General features: G+C 64.8%; 21 protein-coding genes. 12 read left to right on the top strand and 9 right to left on the bottom strand.

Translation table 11 applies throughout. The annotated features are described in order from the left end of the window. Positions 1–105 precede the first annotated feature (105 nt). The gene (locus tag CAG34_RS02075; protein ID WP_085587721.1) at positions 106–1,104 is read right to left on the bottom strand and encodes a type IV pilus twitching motility protein PilT; all 999 of its coding nucleotides are present in this window, start codon (positions 1,102–1,104) and stop codon (positions 106–108) included. 65 nt (positions 1,105–1,169) lie between these two features. Between CAG34_RS02075 and CAG34_RS02070 the strand changes: the two genes are divergently transcribed. From CAG34_RS02070 to CAG34_RS02030, 9 genes are all read left to right on the top strand, one after another. Beyond that, entirely contained in the window at positions 1,170–1,856 is a 687-nt protein-coding gene (locus tag CAG34_RS02070) for a YggS family pyridoxal phosphate-dependent enzyme (RefSeq protein WP_085587719.1), read from the top strand. A 38-nt stretch (positions 1,857–1,894) separates the two neighbouring features. Further along, on the top strand, positions 1,895–2,713 hold the full coding sequence (gene proC / locus CAG34_RS02065; protein ID WP_085587717.1) for a pyrroline-5-carboxylate reductase: 819 nt from the start codon (positions 1,895–1,897) through the stop codon (positions 2,711–2,713). Between the two features lie 10 nt (positions 2,714–2,723). Then, positions 2,724–3,314, top strand: coding sequence for a YggT family protein (locus CAG34_RS02060; protein ID WP_013974619.1), 591 nt, complete (start codon positions 2,724–2,726; stop codon positions 3,312–3,314). A 99-nt stretch (positions 3,315–3,413) separates the two neighbouring features. After that, on the top strand, positions 3,414–4,553 hold the full coding sequence (locus CAG34_RS02055; protein ID WP_046613543.1) for a homoserine O-acetyltransferase: 1,140 nt from the start codon (positions 3,414–3,416) through the stop codon (positions 4,551–4,553). A gap of 7 nt (positions 4,554–4,560) precedes the next feature. Then, a complete protein-coding gene (gene metW / locus CAG34_RS02050; RefSeq protein WP_015272149.1) occupies positions 4,561–5,181 on the top strand; it encodes a methionine biosynthesis protein MetW in 621 nt (206 codons plus the stop codon). Between the two features lie 22 nt (positions 5,182–5,203). Then, complete coding sequence (locus CAG34_RS02045) at positions 5,204–5,638, top strand: DUF4426 domain-containing protein (protein WP_003257823.1); 435 nt, start codon at positions 5,204–5,206, stop codon at positions 5,636–5,638. Continuing rightward, entirely contained in the window at positions 5,635–6,231 is a 597-nt protein-coding gene (rdgB, locus tag CAG34_RS02040; RefSeq protein WP_003257822.1) for an RdgB/HAM1 family non-canonical purine NTP pyrophosphatase, read from the top strand. The genes CAG34_RS02045 and rdgB overlap by 4 nt, the downstream gene beginning before the upstream one ends. Next, positions 6,228–7,403, top strand: coding sequence for a radical SAM family heme chaperone HemW (hemW, locus tag CAG34_RS02035; protein ID WP_085587715.1), 1,176 nt, complete (start codon positions 6,228–6,230; stop codon positions 7,401–7,403). The genes rdgB and hemW overlap by 4 nt, the downstream gene beginning before the upstream one ends. Positions 7,404–7,412: 9 nt before the next feature. Beyond that, on the top strand, positions 7,413–7,739 hold the full coding sequence (locus tag CAG34_RS02030; protein WP_085587713.1) for a DUF3392 family protein: 327 nt from the start codon (positions 7,413–7,415) through the stop codon (positions 7,737–7,739). A 265-nt stretch (positions 7,740–8,004) separates the two neighbouring features. Here the strand turns inward: CAG34_RS02030 and trmB are convergent, their stop codons facing one another. The 4 genes from trmB to CAG34_RS02005 form a co-directional block, all read right to left on the bottom strand. After that, a complete protein-coding gene (gene trmB, locus CAG34_RS02020) occupies positions 8,005–8,727 on the bottom strand; it encodes a tRNA (guanosine(46)-N7)-methyltransferase TrmB (RefSeq protein ID WP_013974624.1) in 723 nt (240 codons plus the stop codon). Between the two features lie 9 nt (positions 8,728–8,736). Continuing rightward, a complete protein-coding gene (locus CAG34_RS02015) occupies positions 8,737–9,531 on the bottom strand; it encodes a thiazole synthase (protein ID WP_013974625.1) in 795 nt (264 codons plus the stop codon). Positions 9,532–9,584: 53 nt separating this feature from the next. Continuing rightward, entirely contained in the window at positions 9,585–9,785 is a 201-nt protein-coding gene (gene thiS / locus CAG34_RS02010; RefSeq protein WP_003257817.1) for a sulfur carrier protein ThiS, read from the bottom strand. Positions 9,786–9,888: 103 nt separating this feature from the next. Beyond that, positions 9,889–10,260 carry a DUF423 domain-containing protein gene (locus CAG34_RS02005; RefSeq protein ID WP_085587711.1) on the bottom strand — a complete coding sequence of 124 codons (372 nt, stop codon included), beginning with the start codon at positions 10,258–10,260 and terminating at the stop codon, positions 9,889–9,891. 64 nt (positions 10,261–10,324) lie between these two features. On the opposite strand from CAG34_RS02005, the gene mtgA reads away from it, so the two are divergent. Continuing rightward, entirely contained in the window at positions 10,325–11,035 is a 711-nt protein-coding gene (mtgA, locus tag CAG34_RS02000; RefSeq protein ID WP_085587709.1) for a monofunctional biosynthetic peptidoglycan transglycosylase, read from the top strand. A gap of 167 nt (positions 11,036–11,202) precedes the next feature. Here the strand turns inward: mtgA and rpoH are convergent, their stop codons facing one another. From rpoH to ftsY, 4 genes are all read right to left on the bottom strand, one after another. Next, positions 11,203–12,057, bottom strand: coding sequence for an RNA polymerase sigma factor RpoH (gene rpoH / locus CAG34_RS01995; RefSeq protein WP_015272155.1), 855 nt, complete (start codon positions 12,055–12,057; stop codon positions 11,203–11,205). Positions 12,058–12,168: 111 nt separating this feature from the next. Continuing rightward, positions 12,169–13,191 (bottom strand): permease-like cell division protein FtsX, encoded by a 1,023-nt coding sequence (gene ftsX, locus CAG34_RS01990; protein ID WP_085587707.1) that lies wholly within the window; start codon positions 13,189–13,191, stop codon positions 12,169–12,171. Then, positions 13,188–13,859, bottom strand: coding sequence for a cell division ATP-binding protein FtsE (gene ftsE, locus CAG34_RS01985; protein WP_013974630.1), 672 nt, complete (start codon positions 13,857–13,859; stop codon positions 13,188–13,190). The genes ftsX and ftsE overlap by 4 nt, the downstream gene beginning before the upstream one ends. A gap of 2 nt (positions 13,860–13,861) precedes the next feature. Further along, on the bottom strand, positions 13,862–15,388 hold the full coding sequence (gene ftsY, locus CAG34_RS01980; RefSeq protein WP_085587705.1) for a signal recognition particle-docking protein FtsY: 1,527 nt from the start codon (positions 15,386–15,388) through the stop codon (positions 13,862–13,864). A 230-nt stretch (positions 15,389–15,618) separates the two neighbouring features. Between ftsY and CAG34_RS01970 the strand changes: the two genes are divergently transcribed. Beyond that, positions 15,619–16,974, top strand: coding sequence for a pitrilysin family protein (locus tag CAG34_RS01970; protein ID WP_025340974.1), 1,356 nt, complete (start codon positions 15,619–15,621; stop codon positions 16,972–16,974). Beyond that, positions 16,967–18,457, top strand: coding sequence for a pitrilysin family protein (locus CAG34_RS01965; RefSeq protein ID WP_025340975.1), 1,491 nt, complete (start codon positions 16,967–16,969; stop codon positions 18,455–18,457). Before CAG34_RS01970 ends, CAG34_RS01965 begins: the two co-directional genes overlap by 8 nt. The last annotated feature ends 23 nt before the right edge of the window (positions 18,458–18,480 follow it).

Below are 18,480 nucleotides of genomic sequence, written 5' to 3'. Positions count from 1 at the left end.
GGGCCTCTTCGCGGGTAAACCCGCTCCCACAGGTACACCACAGCATTCGAAGGCTGTGTTATCCATGTGGGAGCGGGTTTACCCGCGAAAGGGCCAGCACAGGCACTATAGATCGCTGATCAGCCCCCTCTCCTTCAACCCTCGCATCGCCCCTTCCATCGTCCGCATCCCGTCCGCACCACCCGCCTGCATCACCGAACACAACTGCGCCATCCGCCCCTCCCGAACCAGGTTACGCACCGCTGGCGTCACCACCAGCACTTCCCGCGCAGCAACCCGCCCACCGCCCGCACGCCTGACCAGCACCTGCGCCACCACCAGGCGCAACGACTCGGCCAGCATCGCCCGCACCAGCGGCTTCTCTTCGGCAGCGAACACCTCCACCAACCGGTCAATGCTGCTCACCGCCGAACGCGTATGCACGGTCGCCAGCACCAGGTGTCCGGTCTCGGCCGCGCGCAAGGCCAGGCGAATGGTTTCCAGGTCGCGCAGCTCACCGATCATGATCACATCCGGGTCCTGGCGCAGGGCACTGCGCAGCCCCTGGGCGAACCCACCACAATGGCGGCCGACCTCACGCTGGTTGACCAGGCTGCGCTGGCTACTGTGGATCACTTCGACAGGGTCTTCGAGGGTGATGATATGCAGAGCCCGATCGCGGTTCAGTTGGTCAAGCAGTGTCGCCAAGGTGCTGGACTTGCCGCTGCCGGTCGGCCCACCCACGAGGATCAAGCCATCGCTGCACTGCGCAACAGCTTGAAACACATCCCCCAGGTCGAGTTCATCGAGTGTGGCGATATGCCCCGGGATCAGGCGAAAGGTGGCCGCAGGGCCATGCAACTGGCGAAACAGGTTCAGCCGAAAGCGCCCCAGCACCGGCAATTCCAGCGCCAGGTCCAGCTCATCACCCCGGGTCCACTGTCGGCGCTGGTCTTCATCCAGCATGGGTGCCATGCCCTCGGTCAAGGCAGCCGGGCCCAAGGTCGGCAGGGCCATGCGCTGCAGCTCGCCATCCAGGCGCAACATCGGTATCTGGCCCGCCGCCAGGTGCAGGTCGGAAGCCCCCGCGTCCACGGCCCGGGCCAACAGGTCGGTCACATCCATGAGACTCCCCAAAGGCCTTCAAGTAGGTAGAATGCCGCAAACCCCACAGCCGCCGGCATCAGTCCATGTCCACCCTAGCAGACAACCTTTCCGCTATTTCCGCCCGTATCGCCAGCGCTGCCCAGGCTGCCGGGCGTGAACCGGCCAGCGTCCAGTTGCTGGCCGTGAGCAAGACCAAGCCAGCCAGCGCCATCCGCGAGATCCACGCCGCCGGCGTGTGCGATTTCGGGGAAAACTACCTACAGGAAGCGCTGACAAAGCAGCAGGCGCTCGGCGACCTGCCCTTGATCTGGCACTTCATCGGCCCCATTCAGTCGAACAAGACCAAAGCCATCGCCGAGCATTTCGACTGGGTACATTCCGTGGACCGCCTGAAAATCGCCCAACGCCTCTCGGAGCAGCGCCCGGCCGGGCTGGCGCCACTGAACATCTGCCTGCAGGTGAACGTCAGCGGCGAAGACAGCAAATCCGGCTGCGCCCCCGCCGACCTGCCGGCCCTGGCCAAGGCGGTAGCCGCGCTGCCCAACCTGCGCCTGCGCGGGCTGATGGCCATCCCAGAACCCACTGATGACCGCGCCGCCCAGGAAGCCGCCTTTGCCACCCTGCGCCAATTGCAGGAAGGCCTTGACCTTGGCCTGGACACCCTTTCCATGGGCATGAGCCACGACCTGGAAGCGGCCATTGCACAGGGTGCGACCTGGGTGCGTATCGGTACCGCCCTGTTCGGTGCCCGCGACTACGGGCAGCCCTGATTCCATGCTTTACTCACTCTTTCCCACAAGGACCTGACATGAGCAAGACTCGTATTGCCTTTATCGGCGCCGGCAACATGGCCGCCAGCCTGATCGGTGGTCTGCGTGCCCAGGGCCTGGACGCCTCGCAGATCCGCGCCAGCGACCCGGGCGCCGAGACCCGCAGCCGCATCCAGGCCGAGCACGGCATCGAAACCTTCGAGAACAACGCACAGGCCATCGATGGTGCCGACGTCATCGTCCTGGCGGTCAAGCCCCAGGTCATGAAAGCCGTGTGCCAAGCCCTGCAACCGAACCTGCAGGATGGCCAGCTGATCGTTTCCATCGCCGCCGGCATCACCTGCGCCAGCCTGCAAAGCTGGGTCGGGGCTCGCCCGGTGGTACGCTGCATGCCCAACACCCCGGCACTGCTGCGCCAAGGCGTCAGCGGCCTGTACGCCACCGCGGAAGTATCCAGCGAACAACGCCAGCAGGCCGAGCAACTGCTGTCGGCCGTGGGCACCGCCCTGTGGCTGGAGCAGGAGCAGCAACTGGACGCCGTGACGGCTGTCTCCGGCAGCGGCCCGGCGTATTTCTTCCTGCTGATCGAAGCCATGACCGCGGCCGGCGAAAAACTTGGCCTGCCACCTGAAACCGCCTCGCAGCTGACCCTGCAGACAGCCTTGGGCGCCGCACGCATGGCGGTTGCCAGCGATGTCGATGCTGCCGAACTGCGCCGCCGTGTCACCTCGCCTGCCGGCACTACCGAAGCGGCGATCAAGTCGTTCCAGGCCAGCGGCTTCGAAGCCATCGTCGAACAGGCGCTGCAGGCTGCGGCTACACGTTCCGCCGAGCTGGCCGAACAACTGGGCAAATAAGGAGCCTCAGATGAATGCACTGTCCGGCGCCGCGATCTTCGTGGTGCAAACCTTGGTCAGCCTGTATCTGGTGATCGTCCTGCTGCGCTTCGTCCTGCAGCTGGTCAAGGCCAACTTCTACAACCCGCTGTGCCAGTTCGCCGTGCGCGCCACACAACCGCTGCTCAAGCCGATCCGCCGGGTCATCCCCAGCGTTGGTGGGCTGGATACCTCGTCGCTGCTGTTGTCGGTGGTCATCCAGGCGTTGCTGATGGCTTTCGTGCTGATGGTCACCTACGGCACCTTCGGTGACATCCTGCACCTGCTGATGTGGGCCATCATCGGTATCACCTCGCTGTTCCTGAAGATTTTCTGGGTGGCGATGATCGTCATGGTGATCGTGTCCTGGGTTGCTCCCAACAGCCACAATCCGGCGGCCGAACTGGCCTACCAGATCAGCGAACCGGTGCTGGCACCGTTCCGCCGCATCGTGCCCAACCTGGGCGGCATGGACATCTCGCCGATCTTCGCCTTCCTCGCGATCCAGGTGATCCAGTCGTTCGTCATGCCGCCGCTGGCCGCCTACGCCGGCATGCCACAAGAGCTGTGGCGGATGATCTGAGCCTCACCTGACCCGGGTTGCTTCCAGCGACAAGCCTCTGCTTGCCGCTGGGGGTAGCGCTCTTTAGACTTACGCCTCCGTCAAGCGTGAGCAGGGTCGATGTCCACTGTCTTTCCCGAAGATTCCGTCGGTCTGGTAGTACCGCAAACCGCCCGGTTCGATGAACCGCTGGCACTGGCTTGTGGCCGCTCCCTGGCCAGTTACGAACTGGTCTACGAGACCTATGGCACCCTGAACGCCAGCGCGAGCAACGCCGTGCTGATCTGCCATGCCCTTTCCGGCCACCACCATGCCGCTGGCTACCATGCCGCCACCGACCGCAAGCCGGGCTGGTGGGACAGCTGCATTGGCCCTGGCAAGCCGATCGACACCAACCGCTTCTTCGTGGTCAGCCTGAACAACCTGGGCGGCTGCAACGGCAGCACCGGCCCCAGCAGCGTCAACCCGGCCACCGGCAAGCCCTATGGCGCCGACTTCCCGGTGCTGACCGTGGAAGACTGGGTGCACAGCCAGGTGCGTCTCGCCGAGCGCCTGGGCATCCAGCAGTGGGCCGCCGTGGTCGGTGGCAGCCTGGGTGGCATGCAGGCGCTGCAGTGGACCATCAGCTACCCCGAGCGCGTGCGCCATTGCGTCGACATCGCCTCGGCGCCCAAGCTGTCGGCACAGAACATCGCCTTCAACGAAGTGGCACGCCAGGCCATCCTCACCGACCCCGAATTCCACGGTGGTTCGTTCCAGGACCAGGGCGTGATCCCCAAGCGCGGCCTGATGCTGGCGCGCATGGTCGGCCACATCACCTACCTGTCGGACGACTCGATGGGTGAAAAATTCGGCCGCGAGCTGAAGAGCGACAAGCTCAACTACGACTTCCACAGCGTCGAATTCCAGGTCGAGAGCTACCTGCGCTACCAGGGCGAGGAGTTCTCCGGGCGCTTCGACGCCAACACCTACCTGCTGATGACCAAGGCGCTGGACTACTTCGACCCCGCCGCCGCCCAGGGCGGCGACCTGGCGGCCACCCTGGCCCACGTCAAGGCGGATTATTGCATCATGTCGTTCACCACCGACTGGCGCTTCTCCCCGGCCCGTTCGCGCGAGATCGTCGACGCCCTGATGGCCGCGCGCAAGAACGTCTGCTACCTGGAGATCGACTCGCCTTACGGGCACGACGCCTTCCTGATCCCCACGCCTCGCTACATGCAGGGTTTCTCGAACTACATGAACCGCATTGCCATCTGAGGACAGCATGAGAGCCGATCTGGAAATCATCCACGACTGGATCCCCGCCGGCAGCCGGGTACTCGACCTGGGCTGCGGCAGCGGCGAACTGCTGGCCTCGCTGCGCGACCGCAAGCAGGTCACCGGTTATGGCCTGGAGATCGACGCCGACAACATCGCGGCCTGCGTGGCCAAGGGCGTCAACGTCATCGAGCAGGACCTGGACAAGGGCCTGGGCAACTTCGCCAGCAACAGTTTCGACGTGGTGATCATGACCCAGGCCCTGCAGGCCGTGGAGTACCCCGACCGCATCCTGGACGAGATGCTGCGCGTGGGCCGCCAGTGCATCATCACCTTCCCCAACTTCGGCCACTGGCGTTGCCGCTGGTACCTGGCGACCAAAGGCCGCATGCCGGTTTCGGACTTCATGCCGTACACCTGGTACAACACGCCGAACATCCACTTCTGCACCTTCGCCGACTTCGAAGAGCTGTGCCACGAGCGCCGCGCCAAGGTGCTAGACCGCCTGGCGGTCGACCACTTGCACCGCAACGGGTGGGGTGGCCGGCTTTGGCCTAATCTTCTAGGTGAGATCGGCATCTACCGCGTCAGCAGCCCGGGCCTGCAAGAACATCAGCTCGCGGTCTGACGCCCACCGGAGGAATCACCCCATGCGTCGCCTAGCCCTGTTCCTGATCAGCCTGTGCCTGGCCCTGCCGGTACTGGCTGCCGATGCTGCCCGTCCCGAGCGCAAGGAAGTGTTTGGCGACGTGACGGTGCACTACAGCGCGTTCACCTCGAGCATGCTGACACCGGAGGTGGCCGCAGCCACCGGCCTGGTACGCAGCAAGAACCAGGGCGTACTCAACATCGCCGTGCTCAAGGCCAACAAGCCCGCCATGGCGGTGGTCAGCGGCACGGTCAAGGACCTGACCGGGCGCAGCAGCCCGCTGTCGTTCAAGCAGATCACCGAACAGGGCGCGGTGTACTACATCGCCCAGTTCAAGATCGACCAGCCAGAAACCGTCACCTTCGACCTGAATATCGAAACCGGCGGCATCAGCAACTCCCTCAGCTTCAATCAGGACGTTTTCCCAGGCGAATGATGAATTTCCAGCAACTCGTATTGGCCAGCCACAACGCCGGCAAACTCAAGGAACTCCAGGCCATGCTCGGCGCGTCCGTGCAACTGCGCTCGATCGGCGAGTTCAGCCAGGTCGAGCCGGAAGAAACCGGCCTGTCGTTCGTCGAGAACGCCATCCTCAAGGCGCGCAACGCCGCACGCATTTCCGGCCTGCCGGCCCTGGCCGACGATTCGGGCCTGGCGGTGGACTTCCTCGGCGGCGCGCCGGGCATCTACTCGGCGCGCTATGCCGACGGCAAGGGTGACGCGGCGAACAACGCCAAACTGCTCGAAGCACTGAAAGACGTGCCTGAAGCCGAGCGTGGCGCACAGTTCGTCTGCGTCCTGGCACTGGTGCGCCATGCCGACGACCCGCTGCCGATTCTGTGCGAAGGCCTGTGGCACGGGCGCATCATGTTCGAGGCCAGTGGCGAGCACGGCTTTGGCTACGACCCGCTGTTCTGGGTACCGGAGCGCAGTTGCTCCAGCGCCGACCTGGCCCCTGTGGACAAGAACCAGCTCAGCCACCGCGCCCGCGCCATGGCCCTGCTGCGCCAACGTCTGGGCCTGGCATGATCGAAACGCTGTCCAACCCCGGCGCGGCGGGCTTTACCAGCCTGCCGCCGCTGGCGCTGTACATCCACATCCCGTGGTGCGTACGCAAATGCCCTTACTGCGACTTCAACTCCCACGCTGCCGGGCCTGAACTGCCGGAAGATGCCTACGTCGCCGCCCTGCTGACCGACCTCGACCAGGAACTGGCCGCCGTGCAAGGCCGGCCGATCAGCTCGATCTTCTTCGGCGGCGGCACTCCCAGCCTGTTCAGTGCCGACGCCCTTGGCCGGCTGCTGCGTGGCGTGGAACAACGTATCCCGTTTGCGCCGGACATCGAAATCACCCTGGAGGCCAACCCGGGCACGTTCGAGCAGGACAAGTTCAAGGCCTACCGGCAAACCGGCATCAACCGCCTGTCCATCGGTGTGCAGAGCTTCCAGCCAGCCAAACTGCAGGCGCTGGGGCGTATCCACAATGGCGATGAAGCAGTCCGCGCCGCAGGCATGGCACGCGCCGCCGGCTTCGACAACTTCAACATGGACCTGATGCACGGCCTGCCCGACCAGTCGCTCGACGACGCGCTGGGCGACCTGCGCCAGGCCATCGACCTGGGGCCGACGCACCTGTCGTGGTACCAGCTGACCGTGGAGCCGAACACGGTGTTCTGGAACCAGCCGCCCGAGCTGCCCGAGGACGACATCCTCTGGGATATCCAGGAGGCCGGCCAGGCACTGATGGCCGAACACGGCTTCCGCCAGTACGAGGTCTCGGCCTATGCCCAGGCGGGGCGCGCTGCCCGGCACAACCTCAACTACTGGCGCTTTGGCGACTTCATCGGCATCGGCGCTGGTGCCCACGGCAAGCTGACCTTCGCCGACGGGCGCATCCTGCGCACTTGGAAAACCCGCCTGCCCAAGGACTACCTGAACCTGGCCAAGCCGTTCAAGGCCGGCGAAAAGCTGCTGCCAGTCGACGAGCTGCCGTTCGAGTTCCTGATGAACGCCCTGCGCCTGACCGATGGGGTGGAAGCCGAACTGTTCACCCAACGCACCGGTTTGCCGCTGGCACAGCTGCGCGAGGCACGCCGCGCAGCCGAACAAAAGGGCCTTTTGCAGGTCGAACCGGATCGACTGGTGGCCACACCGAGGGGCCAGTTGTTCCTCAATGACCTGCTGCAGTATTTCTTGACCTAAGGATGACCCATGGATCTGGTACTTGATCTGCTCGAGACGGTTTCTCGCTGGAGCCGCAGCAACCTGTCGGAGATTTCACTGGCCTTGGTAGGCTGCCTGCTGGTGCTGTTCGGCACCGATATCAAGGGCTGGGTGGAACAGCGCCTGGGCGGCCTGGCGGGCGCCCTGCGCGTACCGTTCATGGCCTTGCTGGTGATGATCGGCAGCGGTGCGGCGCTGATCTATGCCACGCCTTGGGTGGTGAAAGGGCTGAGCCAGTTCAACAACTACGCGCTGGCGCCGGTGCTGCTGGTGGTACTGGTGCTGATCGGGGTGGTGGCGGATCGACGGGGCTGAGCCACGGCCTTGCACTGAACCTTGCAGGAGCAACTGTCTTGCTCAAAATTTAAATGCGCATGCGGTCACTGTGGGAGCGGGCATGCCCGCGAACACCGGCGAAGCCGGTGCCATCCACCGCGTCGCCTGTTTCGCGGGCACGCCCGCTCCCACACAGTCCCGAACGGGCTTGAGCACAGTCATAAAAAAACCGCCCTTCTCAAGGCGGTTTTTTTTCGCCTGCATTTCTGCAGGCATCGGCAAATCGAAAGGCCGTATCAGCCGGTCAATCCACCTTCTCGAACTTCAAATCCCAAACCCCATGCCCCAGCCGCTCGCCGCGGCGCTCGAACTTGGTGATCGGGCGCTCTTCCGGGCGCGGCACGTAGGTACCGTCAGCCGCACGGTTGCGATAGCCCGGGGCAGCGCTCATCACTTCCAGCATGTACTCGGCATACGGCTCCCAGTCGGTGGCCATGTGGAACACGCCACCGGGCTTGAGCTTGCGTCGTACCAGCTCGGCGAACTCCAGCTGGACGATGCGGCGCTTGTGGTGGCGCGCCTTGTGCCATGGGTCGGGGAAGAACAGCATCAGGCGGTCGAGGCTGTTGTCCGCCACGCAGCGGTTCAGCACTTCGATGGCATCGCAGTCATATACCCGCAGGTTCTTCAGGCCCTGGGTCAGCACGCCGTTGAGCAGCGCGCCAACACCCGGGCGGTGTACTTCCACACCGATGAAGTCCTGTTCAGGCGCGGCAGCAGCCATTTCCAGCAGGGAATGGCCCATGCCGAAGCCGATCTCCAGGGTGCGCGGCGCCGAGCGGCCGAATACCTGGTCGTAGTCCACCGGGCTGTCGGCCAGCGGCAGGATGTACAGCGGGCCGCCCTGCTCCAGGCCACGTTGCTGGCCTTCGGTCATGCGCCCGGCGCGCATCACGAAACTCTTGATGCGGCGGTGCGGGCGGGCTTCGCCGTCGGGGGTGATCGGCGTATCGTGCGATTCAGTCATCAGGGGCTCTTACTTGATCAGACCATCCAGCGGCGAAGAGGCGCTGGCATAGAGTTTCTTCGGCATACGGCCGGCCAGGTAGGCCATGCGACCGGCGACGATGGCGTGCTTCATGGCCTCGGCCATCAGCACCGGCTGCTGGGCGTGGGCGATGGCCGAGTTCATCAGCACCGCTTCACAGCCCATTTCCATGGCGATGGTGGCGTCGGACGCGGTACCCACGCCAGCATCGACCAGCACCGGCACCTTGGACTCTTCCAGGATGATCTGCAGGTTGTAAGGGTTGCAGATACCCAGGCCGGTACCGATCAGGCCAGCCAGCGGCATGACCGCGATGCAGCCGGCTTCGGCCAGCTGGCGGGCAATGATCGGATCGTCGCTGGTGTAGACCATCACGTCGAAACCATCCTTGACCAACACTTCGGCGGCCTTGAGGGTTTCGATCACATTGGGGAACAGGGTTTTCTGGTCAGCCAGTACTTCCAGCTTGACCAGGTTGTGGCCATCCAGCAGTTCGCGGGCCAGGCGGCAGGTGCGCACGGCTTCGACCGCGTCGTAGCAGCCAGCGGTGTTCGGCAGGATGGTGTAGCGGTCCGGTGGCAGCACATCGAGCAGGTTCGGCTCGCCCGGGTTCTGGCCGATGTTGGTGCGGCGCACGGCAACGGTGACGATCTCGGCACCCGAGGCTTCGATGGCCAGGCGGGTTTCTTCCATGTCACGGTACTTGCCGGTACCGACCAGCAGGCGCGACTGGAAAGTACGCCCAGCCAGGGTGAAGGGCTTGTCGCTACGAACGTTGCTCATGGTTGTTCCTCGGGAAAAGGTTGCTGGGCTTGCAGGTGAATCGCCGGCCGGAATCAGCCGCCACCGATGGCGTGGACCACTTCGACCTGGTCGCCGTCGTTCAACAGCGTGCTGTCGTGCTGGCTACGCGGCACGATATCCAGGTTAAGTTCCACCGCGACGCGGCGCCCGGTCAGCTCCAGGCGGGCCAGCAGGGCCGCGACGCTTTCGCCAGCGGGCAATTCGTAAGGTTCACCGTTCAGTTGAATGCGCATGCGCACGGCCACCATTGTTCTTTGGGGGCCCGCATTCTAGCGCTGAACCGCCCTGCAACCCAAGGGCGCTGCACGCCATTAGTCGCGATTGTGGACCACTCGGTCAACCGAGCCGCCAGGCTGCCAGGCCCAGGCACAGCCAGCCGGCGAGGAAGCACAGGCCACCAATCGGGGTGATGATGCCGAGCTTGCCCAGGCCGCTGAGGGTCAGCAGGTACAAGCTACCGGAGAACAGCACTATCCCCATGGCAAACAGGCCGCCAGCCCAGCCGACCAGGCGCCCTGGCAGGTGCACCGAGAGCACGGCGACAGCGAAGATCGCCAGGGCATGCACCAACTGGTAGGTCACACCAGTCTGGAAGATCGCCAGATAGTCGGCCGTCAGCCGGCTTTTCAGGCCGTGGGCGGCGAAAGCGCCCAGGGCCACACCGGTGAAGCCGAAAAAGGCGGCAAGCATCAGGAAGCTGCGAAGCATGGGACGACTCCTTGGATCGGGTCTGTATAATGGCCCCTTCCACCCGTACGGCCAAGCCATCGTCATGCTGCCAACCCTTCTCCGCCGCCTCTCCCGCGCCCTGCTCTGGTTCGCTGCCGGCAGCATCGTGCTGGTGCTGGTGTTCCGCTGGGTGCCACCACCTGGTACGGCGCTGATGGTCGAGCGCAAGGTGCAGTCCTGGGTGAATGGCGAGCCGATCGACCTGCAGCGCGACTGGGAGCCGTGGGAGAACATCTCCGATGACCTCAAGGTCGCGGTCATTGCTGGCGAGGACCAGAAGTTCGCCAACCACTGGGGCTTCGACATCCCGGCCATCCAGGCGGCGCTGGCCTACAACGAGCGCGGCGGCAGCATTCGCGGTGCCAGCACCCTGACCCAGCAGGTGGCCAAGAACCTGTTCCTGTGGTCCGGGCGCAGCTGGTTCCGCAAAGGGCTGGAAGCCTGGTTCACCGCGTTGATCGAGCTGTTCTGGTCGAAGGAGCGGATTCTCGAGGTCTACCTGAACAGTGCCGAATGGGGCAAAGGTGTGTTTGGCGCCCAGGCGGCAGCGCGCTACCACTTTGGCATCGATGCCAGCCGCCTGAGCCGCCAGCAGGCGGCGCAGCTCGCGGCGGTGCTGCCGAGCCCGATCAAGTGGAGTGCCAGCCGGCCGAGCGCCTACGTGGCCAGCCGGGCCGGCTGGATTCGCCGGCAGATGAGCCAGTTGGGTGGGCCCAGCTACCTGATGCAGCTCGACACTTCGCGCAAGCCTTGAGGGCCTCTTCGCGGGCACGCCCGCTCCCACAGGGCCAGCATTACCCCTGAGGCCTGTGCAGTACCTGTGGGAGCGGGCGCGCCCGCGAAGAGACCGGTAAATCTTGCGCAAAAAAAAGCCGCTCACCCTATGCGGGCCAGCGGCTTTTCCTTACAGCCAGGGCTCGATCAGACCGCGATCAGCGCCTTGACCTTGTTCATCGCATTCTTCTCCAGCTGGCGAATCCGCTCAGCCGAAACGCTGTACTTGTCCGCCAGCTCATGCAACGTGGCCTTCTCTTCCGCCAACCAGCGCTGGTAGAGAATGTCACGGCTACGCTCGTCCAGCCCTTGCAGTGCTTCGTGCAGGTTGCTGGTGGAGTTGTCGCTCCAGTCGGCATCCTCCAGCTGCACTGCCGGGTCGTAGCGGTGGTCTTCCAGGTAATGCGCAGGCGACTGGAAGGCACTGTCGTCGTCAGCTTCCGCTGCCGGGTCGAACGCCATGTCCTGGCCGCTGAGGCGGCTTTCCATCTCGCGCACTTCACGCGGCTCCACGCCCAGGCTTTCCGCCACGCGGTGCACTTCGTCGTTGTTCAGCCAGGCCAGACGCTTCTTCTGGCTGCGCAGGTTGAAGAACAGCTTGCGCTGGGCCTTGGTGGTGGCCACCTTGACGATGCGCCAGTTGCGCAGGATGAACTCGTGGATCTCTGCCTTGATCCAGTGCACGGCGAACGACACCAGGCGCACGCCCATTTCCGGGTTGAAGCGCTTGACGGCTTTCATCAGGCCGACGTTGCCTTCCTGGATCAGGTCGGCCTGGGCCAGCCCGTAGCCGGCATAGCTACGGGCGATATGTACGACGAAACGCAGGTGGGCCATCACCATTTGACGAGCGGCCTCGACATCCTGCTCATAATAGAGACGCTCGCCCAGATCACGCTCCTGCTCGACAGTCAGCAGCGGGATGCTGTTGACCGTGTGCACGTAGGCTTCCAGGTTTGCACCGGGTACCAGGGCATAGGCAGGTTGCAACGATGTGGTCATTCAAGAACCTCCGACTTACAGAACTCGCGCCTTGTGGGCGCTGCCAACATTGACCTGGAACGACGGTACAAGTTCCATAGTGAAGAATTTGTCAATGCTGGCACGTAAAAACTATCGCGGCGCCAGCTCGTTCAGATGGCGGGCCACTGCGATCCATGCACCGATATACCCCAACAGCACCGCTCCGATCAAGAGCGACAGACCATCGGACGCCGGCACCCCGCCCAGGGCGAAGTCGCTGCCGTACAGCCCGGAAAGCCCTACCACCGCCTCGTTCAGCCAGTTCAGGCCAAACGCCAGGATGCCCCATGCGATCACCCCTGCACCCAGGCCATACAGCGCGCCCATGTACAGGAAAGGCCGGCGTACGTAGGCATCCGTGCCACCGACCAGCTTGATCACTTCGATCTCGGTACGGCGGTTTTCAATGTGTAGACGAATTGTGTTACCGATTACTAACAGCAGGGCAGAAATCAGCATCACGGCCAGGCCAAAGACAAACCGGTCACCCAGCTTGAGGATGGCCGCCAGGCGCTCGACCCAAACCAGGTCGAGTTGCGCCACTTCCACCCGTGGTAGCTCCGACAGGCGCTGGCGCAGGGCTTCCAGGGCCGGCTTGTCGACTTCGGTAGGGGTCACCACCACCACGCCAGGCAGCGGGTTGTCAGGCAGTTCACGCAGGGCTTCGCCCAGGCCGGACTGTTGCTGGAACTCCTCCAGCGCCTGCTCGCGGCTGACATACTGCGCGTCGGCCACGCCAGGCATGCCCTTGATCTCGTCGCGCAGCGCCTCGCCTTCGCGGCTGCCTGCATCGAGCTTGAGGTACAGCGAAATCTGCGCGGCGCGCTGCCACGAGCCGCCAAGCTTTTCGACGTTCTTCAGCAGCAGCGACAGGCCCATGGGCATGCTCAGCGCCACCGCCATCACCAGGCAGGTGAAGAAGCTGCCGATCGGCTGCTTGCCCAGCCGACGCAGGCTGTCGGCCATGCTGGAACGGTGGCTTTCCAGCCAGGCATGCAGCAGCGTGCGGAAATCCGGGCCGTCATCGTCGTCGTGCTTTTTCTTCGCCGGTTGCGGGTCGGCCGGTTTCGGCGCAACCCGCTCGGAAACCTTCGGCGTACGTGTAGTGCTCATTGCCCGGCCTCCCCATCGCCGATCAAGCGGCCGCGCTGCAAGGTCAGCATGCGGTGGCGCATGCGCGCAATCAGTGCCAGGTCGTGGCTGGCGATCAATACCGTGGTACCCAGGCGGTTGATGTCCTCGAACACCCCCATGATCTCCGCGGCCAGGCGCGGGTCGAGGTTACCGGTGGGTTCGTCGGCCAGCAGCAGGGCTGGCTGGTGAACGATGGCGCGGGCGATGCCCACCCGTTGCTGCTGCCCGGTGGACAGGTCGGCCGGGAACAGCTCGCCCTTGTCGGCCAGCGACACTCGCTCCAGCGCCGAGTCCACGCGCTTGGCGACCTCGGCCTTGGACAGGCCGAGAATCTGCAGCGGCAAGGCGATGTTGTTGAATACCGTGCGGTCGAACAACAGCTGGTGGTTCTGGAACACCACGCCGATCTGCCGGCGCAGGAACGGGATCTGCGAATTGCTGATCTGGCCCAGGTCCTGCCCGGCCAGCATCAGCTTGCCGCTGGTCGGGCGCTCCATGGCCAGCAGCAGGCGCAGCAAGGTGCTCTTGCCCGCGCCCGAGTGGCCGGTGACGAACAGGAATTCGCCCCGGCGCGCCCGGAAACTCAGCTCATGCAAACCCACATGACCATTGGGATAGCGCTTGGCAACCTGTTCGAATCGGATCATGTTCAGTCTCGCTCGGCGAACAGAGCCTTGACGAACGGCTCGGCTTCGAAGGTACGCAGGTCGTCGATGCCTTCACCGACACCGATGAAGCGGATCGGCAGCTTGAACTGCTTGGCCAGGGCGAAGATCACCCCGCCCTTGGCAGTGCCGTCCAGCTTGGTCAGGGCCAGGCCGGTCAGTTCGACGCTCTGGTTGAAGTACTTGGCCTGGCTGATGGCGTTCTGGCCGGTGCCCGCATCGAGTACCAGCAGCACCTCGTGCGGCGCCTCGGCGTCGAGCTTGCCGATGACCCGGCGAACCTTCTTCAGCTCTTCCATCAGGTTGTCTTTGGTATGCAGGCGGCCAGCGGTGTCGGCGATCAGCACGTCGACGCCACGAGCCTTTGCGGCCTGTACGGCATCGAAGATCACCGAAGCGGAGTCGGCGCCGGTGTGCTGGGCGATCACCGGGATCTGGTTACGCTCGCCCCACACCTGCAGTTGCTCGACCGCAGCGGCACGGAAGGTGTCGCCAGCAGCCAGCATCACTTTCTTGCCTTCGAGCTGCAGCTTCTTGGCCAGTTTGCCGATGGTGGTGGTCTTGCCGGCGCCGTTCACACCGACCACCAGGATCACATAGGGCTTGTTCTGCGCCTGTACCACCAGCGGCTGCTCGACCGGGCGCAGCAGCGCAGCCAGTTCTTCCTGCAGCGACTTGTACAGGGCATCGGCGTCGGCCAGCTGCTTGCGGGCAACCTTCTGGGTCAGGTTCTGGACGATGGTGGAAGTGGCTTCCACGCCAACGTCGGCGGTCAGCAGTCGGGTTTCGATTTCGTCGAGCAGGTCGTCATCGATGACTTTCTTGCCCAGGAACAGGCTGGCCATACCCTCGCCGATGCTGGCGCTGGTCTTCGACAGGCCCTGCTTGAGGCGGGCGAAGAAGCCGGGCTTGGCCTGCTCGGCCTGCGCGGCGACCGGGGCTGCAGCCACAGGGGCAGAAGGCTCTGGTGCAGGGCGTTCCGGGATGGCGGGCGGCGCTTTCGGCTCCAGATCCGGCACCAGGGCCACGGGCTCTTCGGCAACCGGCAGCACCAGGTTGCTGACCGGCGCGACCGGCTCGACGACCGGGGCCGCCTCGACAGGGGCTGGCTCGACCGGGGCCGCCTGCAAGGGCATGGACGCGACCGGCTGCGGTGCAGGTGCCACCAGTGGCTGGGACGCGACCGGCTCGGGTTCAGGGGCCTGCAACGGCTGGGAAGCAACCGGTTCAGGGGCAGGGGCCTCGACCACCGGGGATTGGACGGGTGCGGCGACCTGCTGCGGTTCTGTCAGCTGTGGGGCCGCAGGGGCCTGAACGGGCTCAGGGGCCTGTGGCGCTTCGGCGGTAGAACCCTCGACCGGAGCGGCTGCAGGCTGCTCGACGGCTGGGGGTTCATTCGCGGGCACGCCCGCTTCCACAGGTTGCTGCGGTTTCTTGCGAAACCAGCTGAACAGGCCTTTCTTCTCACCAGCCTCGGCCGGCGCTTTTTTGTCGTCGTTGGAACCAAACATGGAAGACGGCTATCTCAGGGTAGCGATGGGCCAGCTATGGCGCATCGGGAATTCTCTCTACGCAGAACAGACTATCTTGAAGCCGGCTGGTTCATGCGCAACGTTTTGTCTTAGTGTCCTGCGGGCCAGAACGGCGACAGGCATGGTCGCCAGGCAACCGGATCAGTATCCTAGCACCTCCTGGCCCGCCGACGCTAAACCAGCGGGCCGCCGAACAGGTTAAACACCGTATGAATGCTCTAGCCCGCCGCGCCGCTGGCCTGTTGCTCGGCACGCTCTGCCTGCCGCTCGCGGCCTTCGCCGCCGATGTGCAACCCACCCACGAATTCATCCTCGACAACGGCCTGAAAGTGGTCGTGCGCGAGGACCACCGCGCCCCGGTGGTGGTCTCGCAGATCTGGTACAAGGTTGGCTCCAGCTACGAAACCCCGGGCCAGACCGGCCTGTCCCACGCGCTGGAACACATGATGTTCAAGGGCAGCGCCAAGGTCGGCCCCGGCGAGGCCTCGCGCATCCTGCGTGACATTGGCGCCGAAGAAAACGCCTTCACCAGCGACGACTACACCGCCTATTACCAGGTGCTGGCGCGCGACCGCCTGCCGGTGGCCCTGGAACTCGAGGCCGACCGCCTGGCCAGCCTGCGCCTGCCCGCTGACGAATTCAGCCGTGAAATCGAGGTGATCAAGGAAGAACGCCGCCTGCGCACCGACGACCAGCCCAACTCCAAGGCGTTCGAGCTGTTCCGCGCCATGGCCTACCCGGCCAGCGGCTACCACACCCCGACCATCGGCTGGATGGCCGACCTGGAGCGCATGAAGGTCGAGGAACTGCGCCACTGGTACGAATCCTGGTATGCCCCCAACAACGCCACCCTGGTGGTGGTCGGCGATGTCACCGCCGATGAGGTCAAGGGCCTGGCGCAGAAGTACTTCGGCAGCATCCCCAAGCGTGCCGTGCCGCCGGCCAAGTTGCCGCTCGAACTGGCCGAACCAGGCCAGCGCCAGCTGACCCTGCACGTGCGCACCCAGTTGCCGAGCCTGATCTACGGTTTCAACGTACCTGGCCTGTCCACCGCCAAGGACCCGCGTACGGTGCATGCCCTGCGCCTGATCTCGGCGCTGCTCGACGGCGGCTACAGCGCCCGCATGCCGGCACGCCTGGAACGTGGCCAGGAGCTGGTGGCCGGTGCTTCTTCCAGCTACAACGCCTTCACCCGCGGCGACAGCCTGTTCCTGATCTCGGCCACGCCGAACGTGCAGAAGCAGAAAACCCTCGCCGATGTCGAAAAAGGCGTCTGGCAGCTGCTGGATGAGCTCAAGACCACCCCACCCAGCGCCGAAGAGCTGGAGCGCGTACGCGCCCAGGTCATTGCCGGCCTGGTCTACGACCGCGACTCCATCAGCAGCCAGGCCACTACCATCGGCCAGCTGGAAACCGTCGGCCTGTCCTGGAAGCTGATCGACAGCGAGCTGGACGAGCTCAAGCGCGTTACCCCGCAGGACATCCAGAACGCCGCGCGCACCTACTTCACCCGCGAACGCCTGAGCGTTGCCCATGTATTGCCCGAGGAGTCCGCTCATGAGTGATCGCCGCGCACCACGCCCAACCCTGCTGGCCACGGGCATCCGCGCCCTGGCGCTGGCGGCGGTGCTGGCCGCCCCGGCCATGGCCGACAACGCCGCCAAGGCCGACAGCAACGCGGCACGCCCGGCCAACACCTTGCAGTCGCTGGCCGAGCTGGATGGCAAGGCGCCCAGCCGGCGCCAGTTGAACATCCAGCACTGGAACACCGCCGAAGGTGCCCGGGTACTGTTCGTCGAGGCCCGCGAACTGCCGATGTTCGACCTGCGCATCACCTTCGCCGCCGGCAGCAGCCAGGATGGCGGCACGCCAGGCCTGGCTGCCCTGACCAACGCCATGCTCAACGAAGGCGTGGCCGGCAAGGATGTGACTGCCATCGCCGAAGGCTTCGAGGGCCTGGGCGCCGACTTTGGCAACGGCTCCTACCGCGATATGGCCGTGGCCTCGCTGCGCAGCCTCAGCGCCAAGGACAAGCGCGAACCGGCGCTCAAGCTGTTCGCCGAGGTGGCTGGCAAGCCGACCTTCCCCGAAGACGCCCTCAAGCGCATCAAGAACCAGATGCTGGCCGGCTTCGAGTATGAAAAGCAGAACCCCGGCAAGGTCGCTGGCAAGGCCCTGTTCGCCAAGCTCTACGGCGACCACCCCTACGCCCACCCGAGCGACGGCACCGCCGAAAGCATCAGTGGCATCACCCTGGCACAGCTGCGCGCCTTCCACGCCAAGGCCTACACCGGCGGCAACGCAGTCATCGCCCTGGTCGGCGACCTCAGCCGCGCCGAGGCCGAAGCCATCGCCGCCCAGGTATCAGCTGGCCTGCCCAAGGGCCCCGCGCTGGCCGCACCGGCCCAACCCGGCGAAGCCAAGGCAGGCCTGACCCACATCGACTTCCCGTCCAAGCAGACCCACCTGATGCTGGCCGAACTCGGCATCGACCGCCAGGACCCGGACTGGCCGGCCCTGTCACTGGGCAACCAGATCCTCGGCGGCGGTGCGTTCGGCACCCGGCTGATGAGCGAGGTGCGTGAAAAGCGCGGCCTGACCTACGGCGTGTACTCGGTGTTCAGCCCGATGCAGGTGCGCGGGCCGTTCATGATCAACCTGCAGACCCGTGCCGAACTCAGCGAGGGCACGCTCAAGCTGGTGCAGGATATTCTCGCCGACTACCTCAAGGCCGGCCCAACCCAGCAGGAGCTGGACGATGCCAAGCGCGAACTGGCCGGCAGCTTCCCGCTGTCCAATGCCAGCAACGCCAGCATCGTCGGCCAACTGGGTGCCATTGGCTTCTACAACCTGCCGCTGACCTGGCTGGAGGACTTCATGCAGCAGTCCCAGGCCCTCACCGTCGAGCAGGTAAGAACGGCCATGAACAAACACCTGTCAGCCGATAAACTGGTGATCGTTACCGCTGGCCCGAAAGTGCCGCAAAAACCGCTGCCAGCACCCACTGACAAGCCCTCCGAGCAGCCGCTCGGGGTACCGGAGCACTAATGCCAAGATCCACCCCTCCCGCC

This window comes from Pseudomonas sp. B14(2017) (genome assembly GCF_002113255.1).
In the GTDB taxonomy this organism is placed as follows: Bacteria; Pseudomonadota; Gammaproteobacteria; order Pseudomonadales; family Pseudomonadaceae; genus Aquipseudomonas; species Aquipseudomonas putida_Z.
Note: the sequence above shows the minus strand (reverse complement) of the source record. Positions and strands in the feature narration are given on the sequence as shown.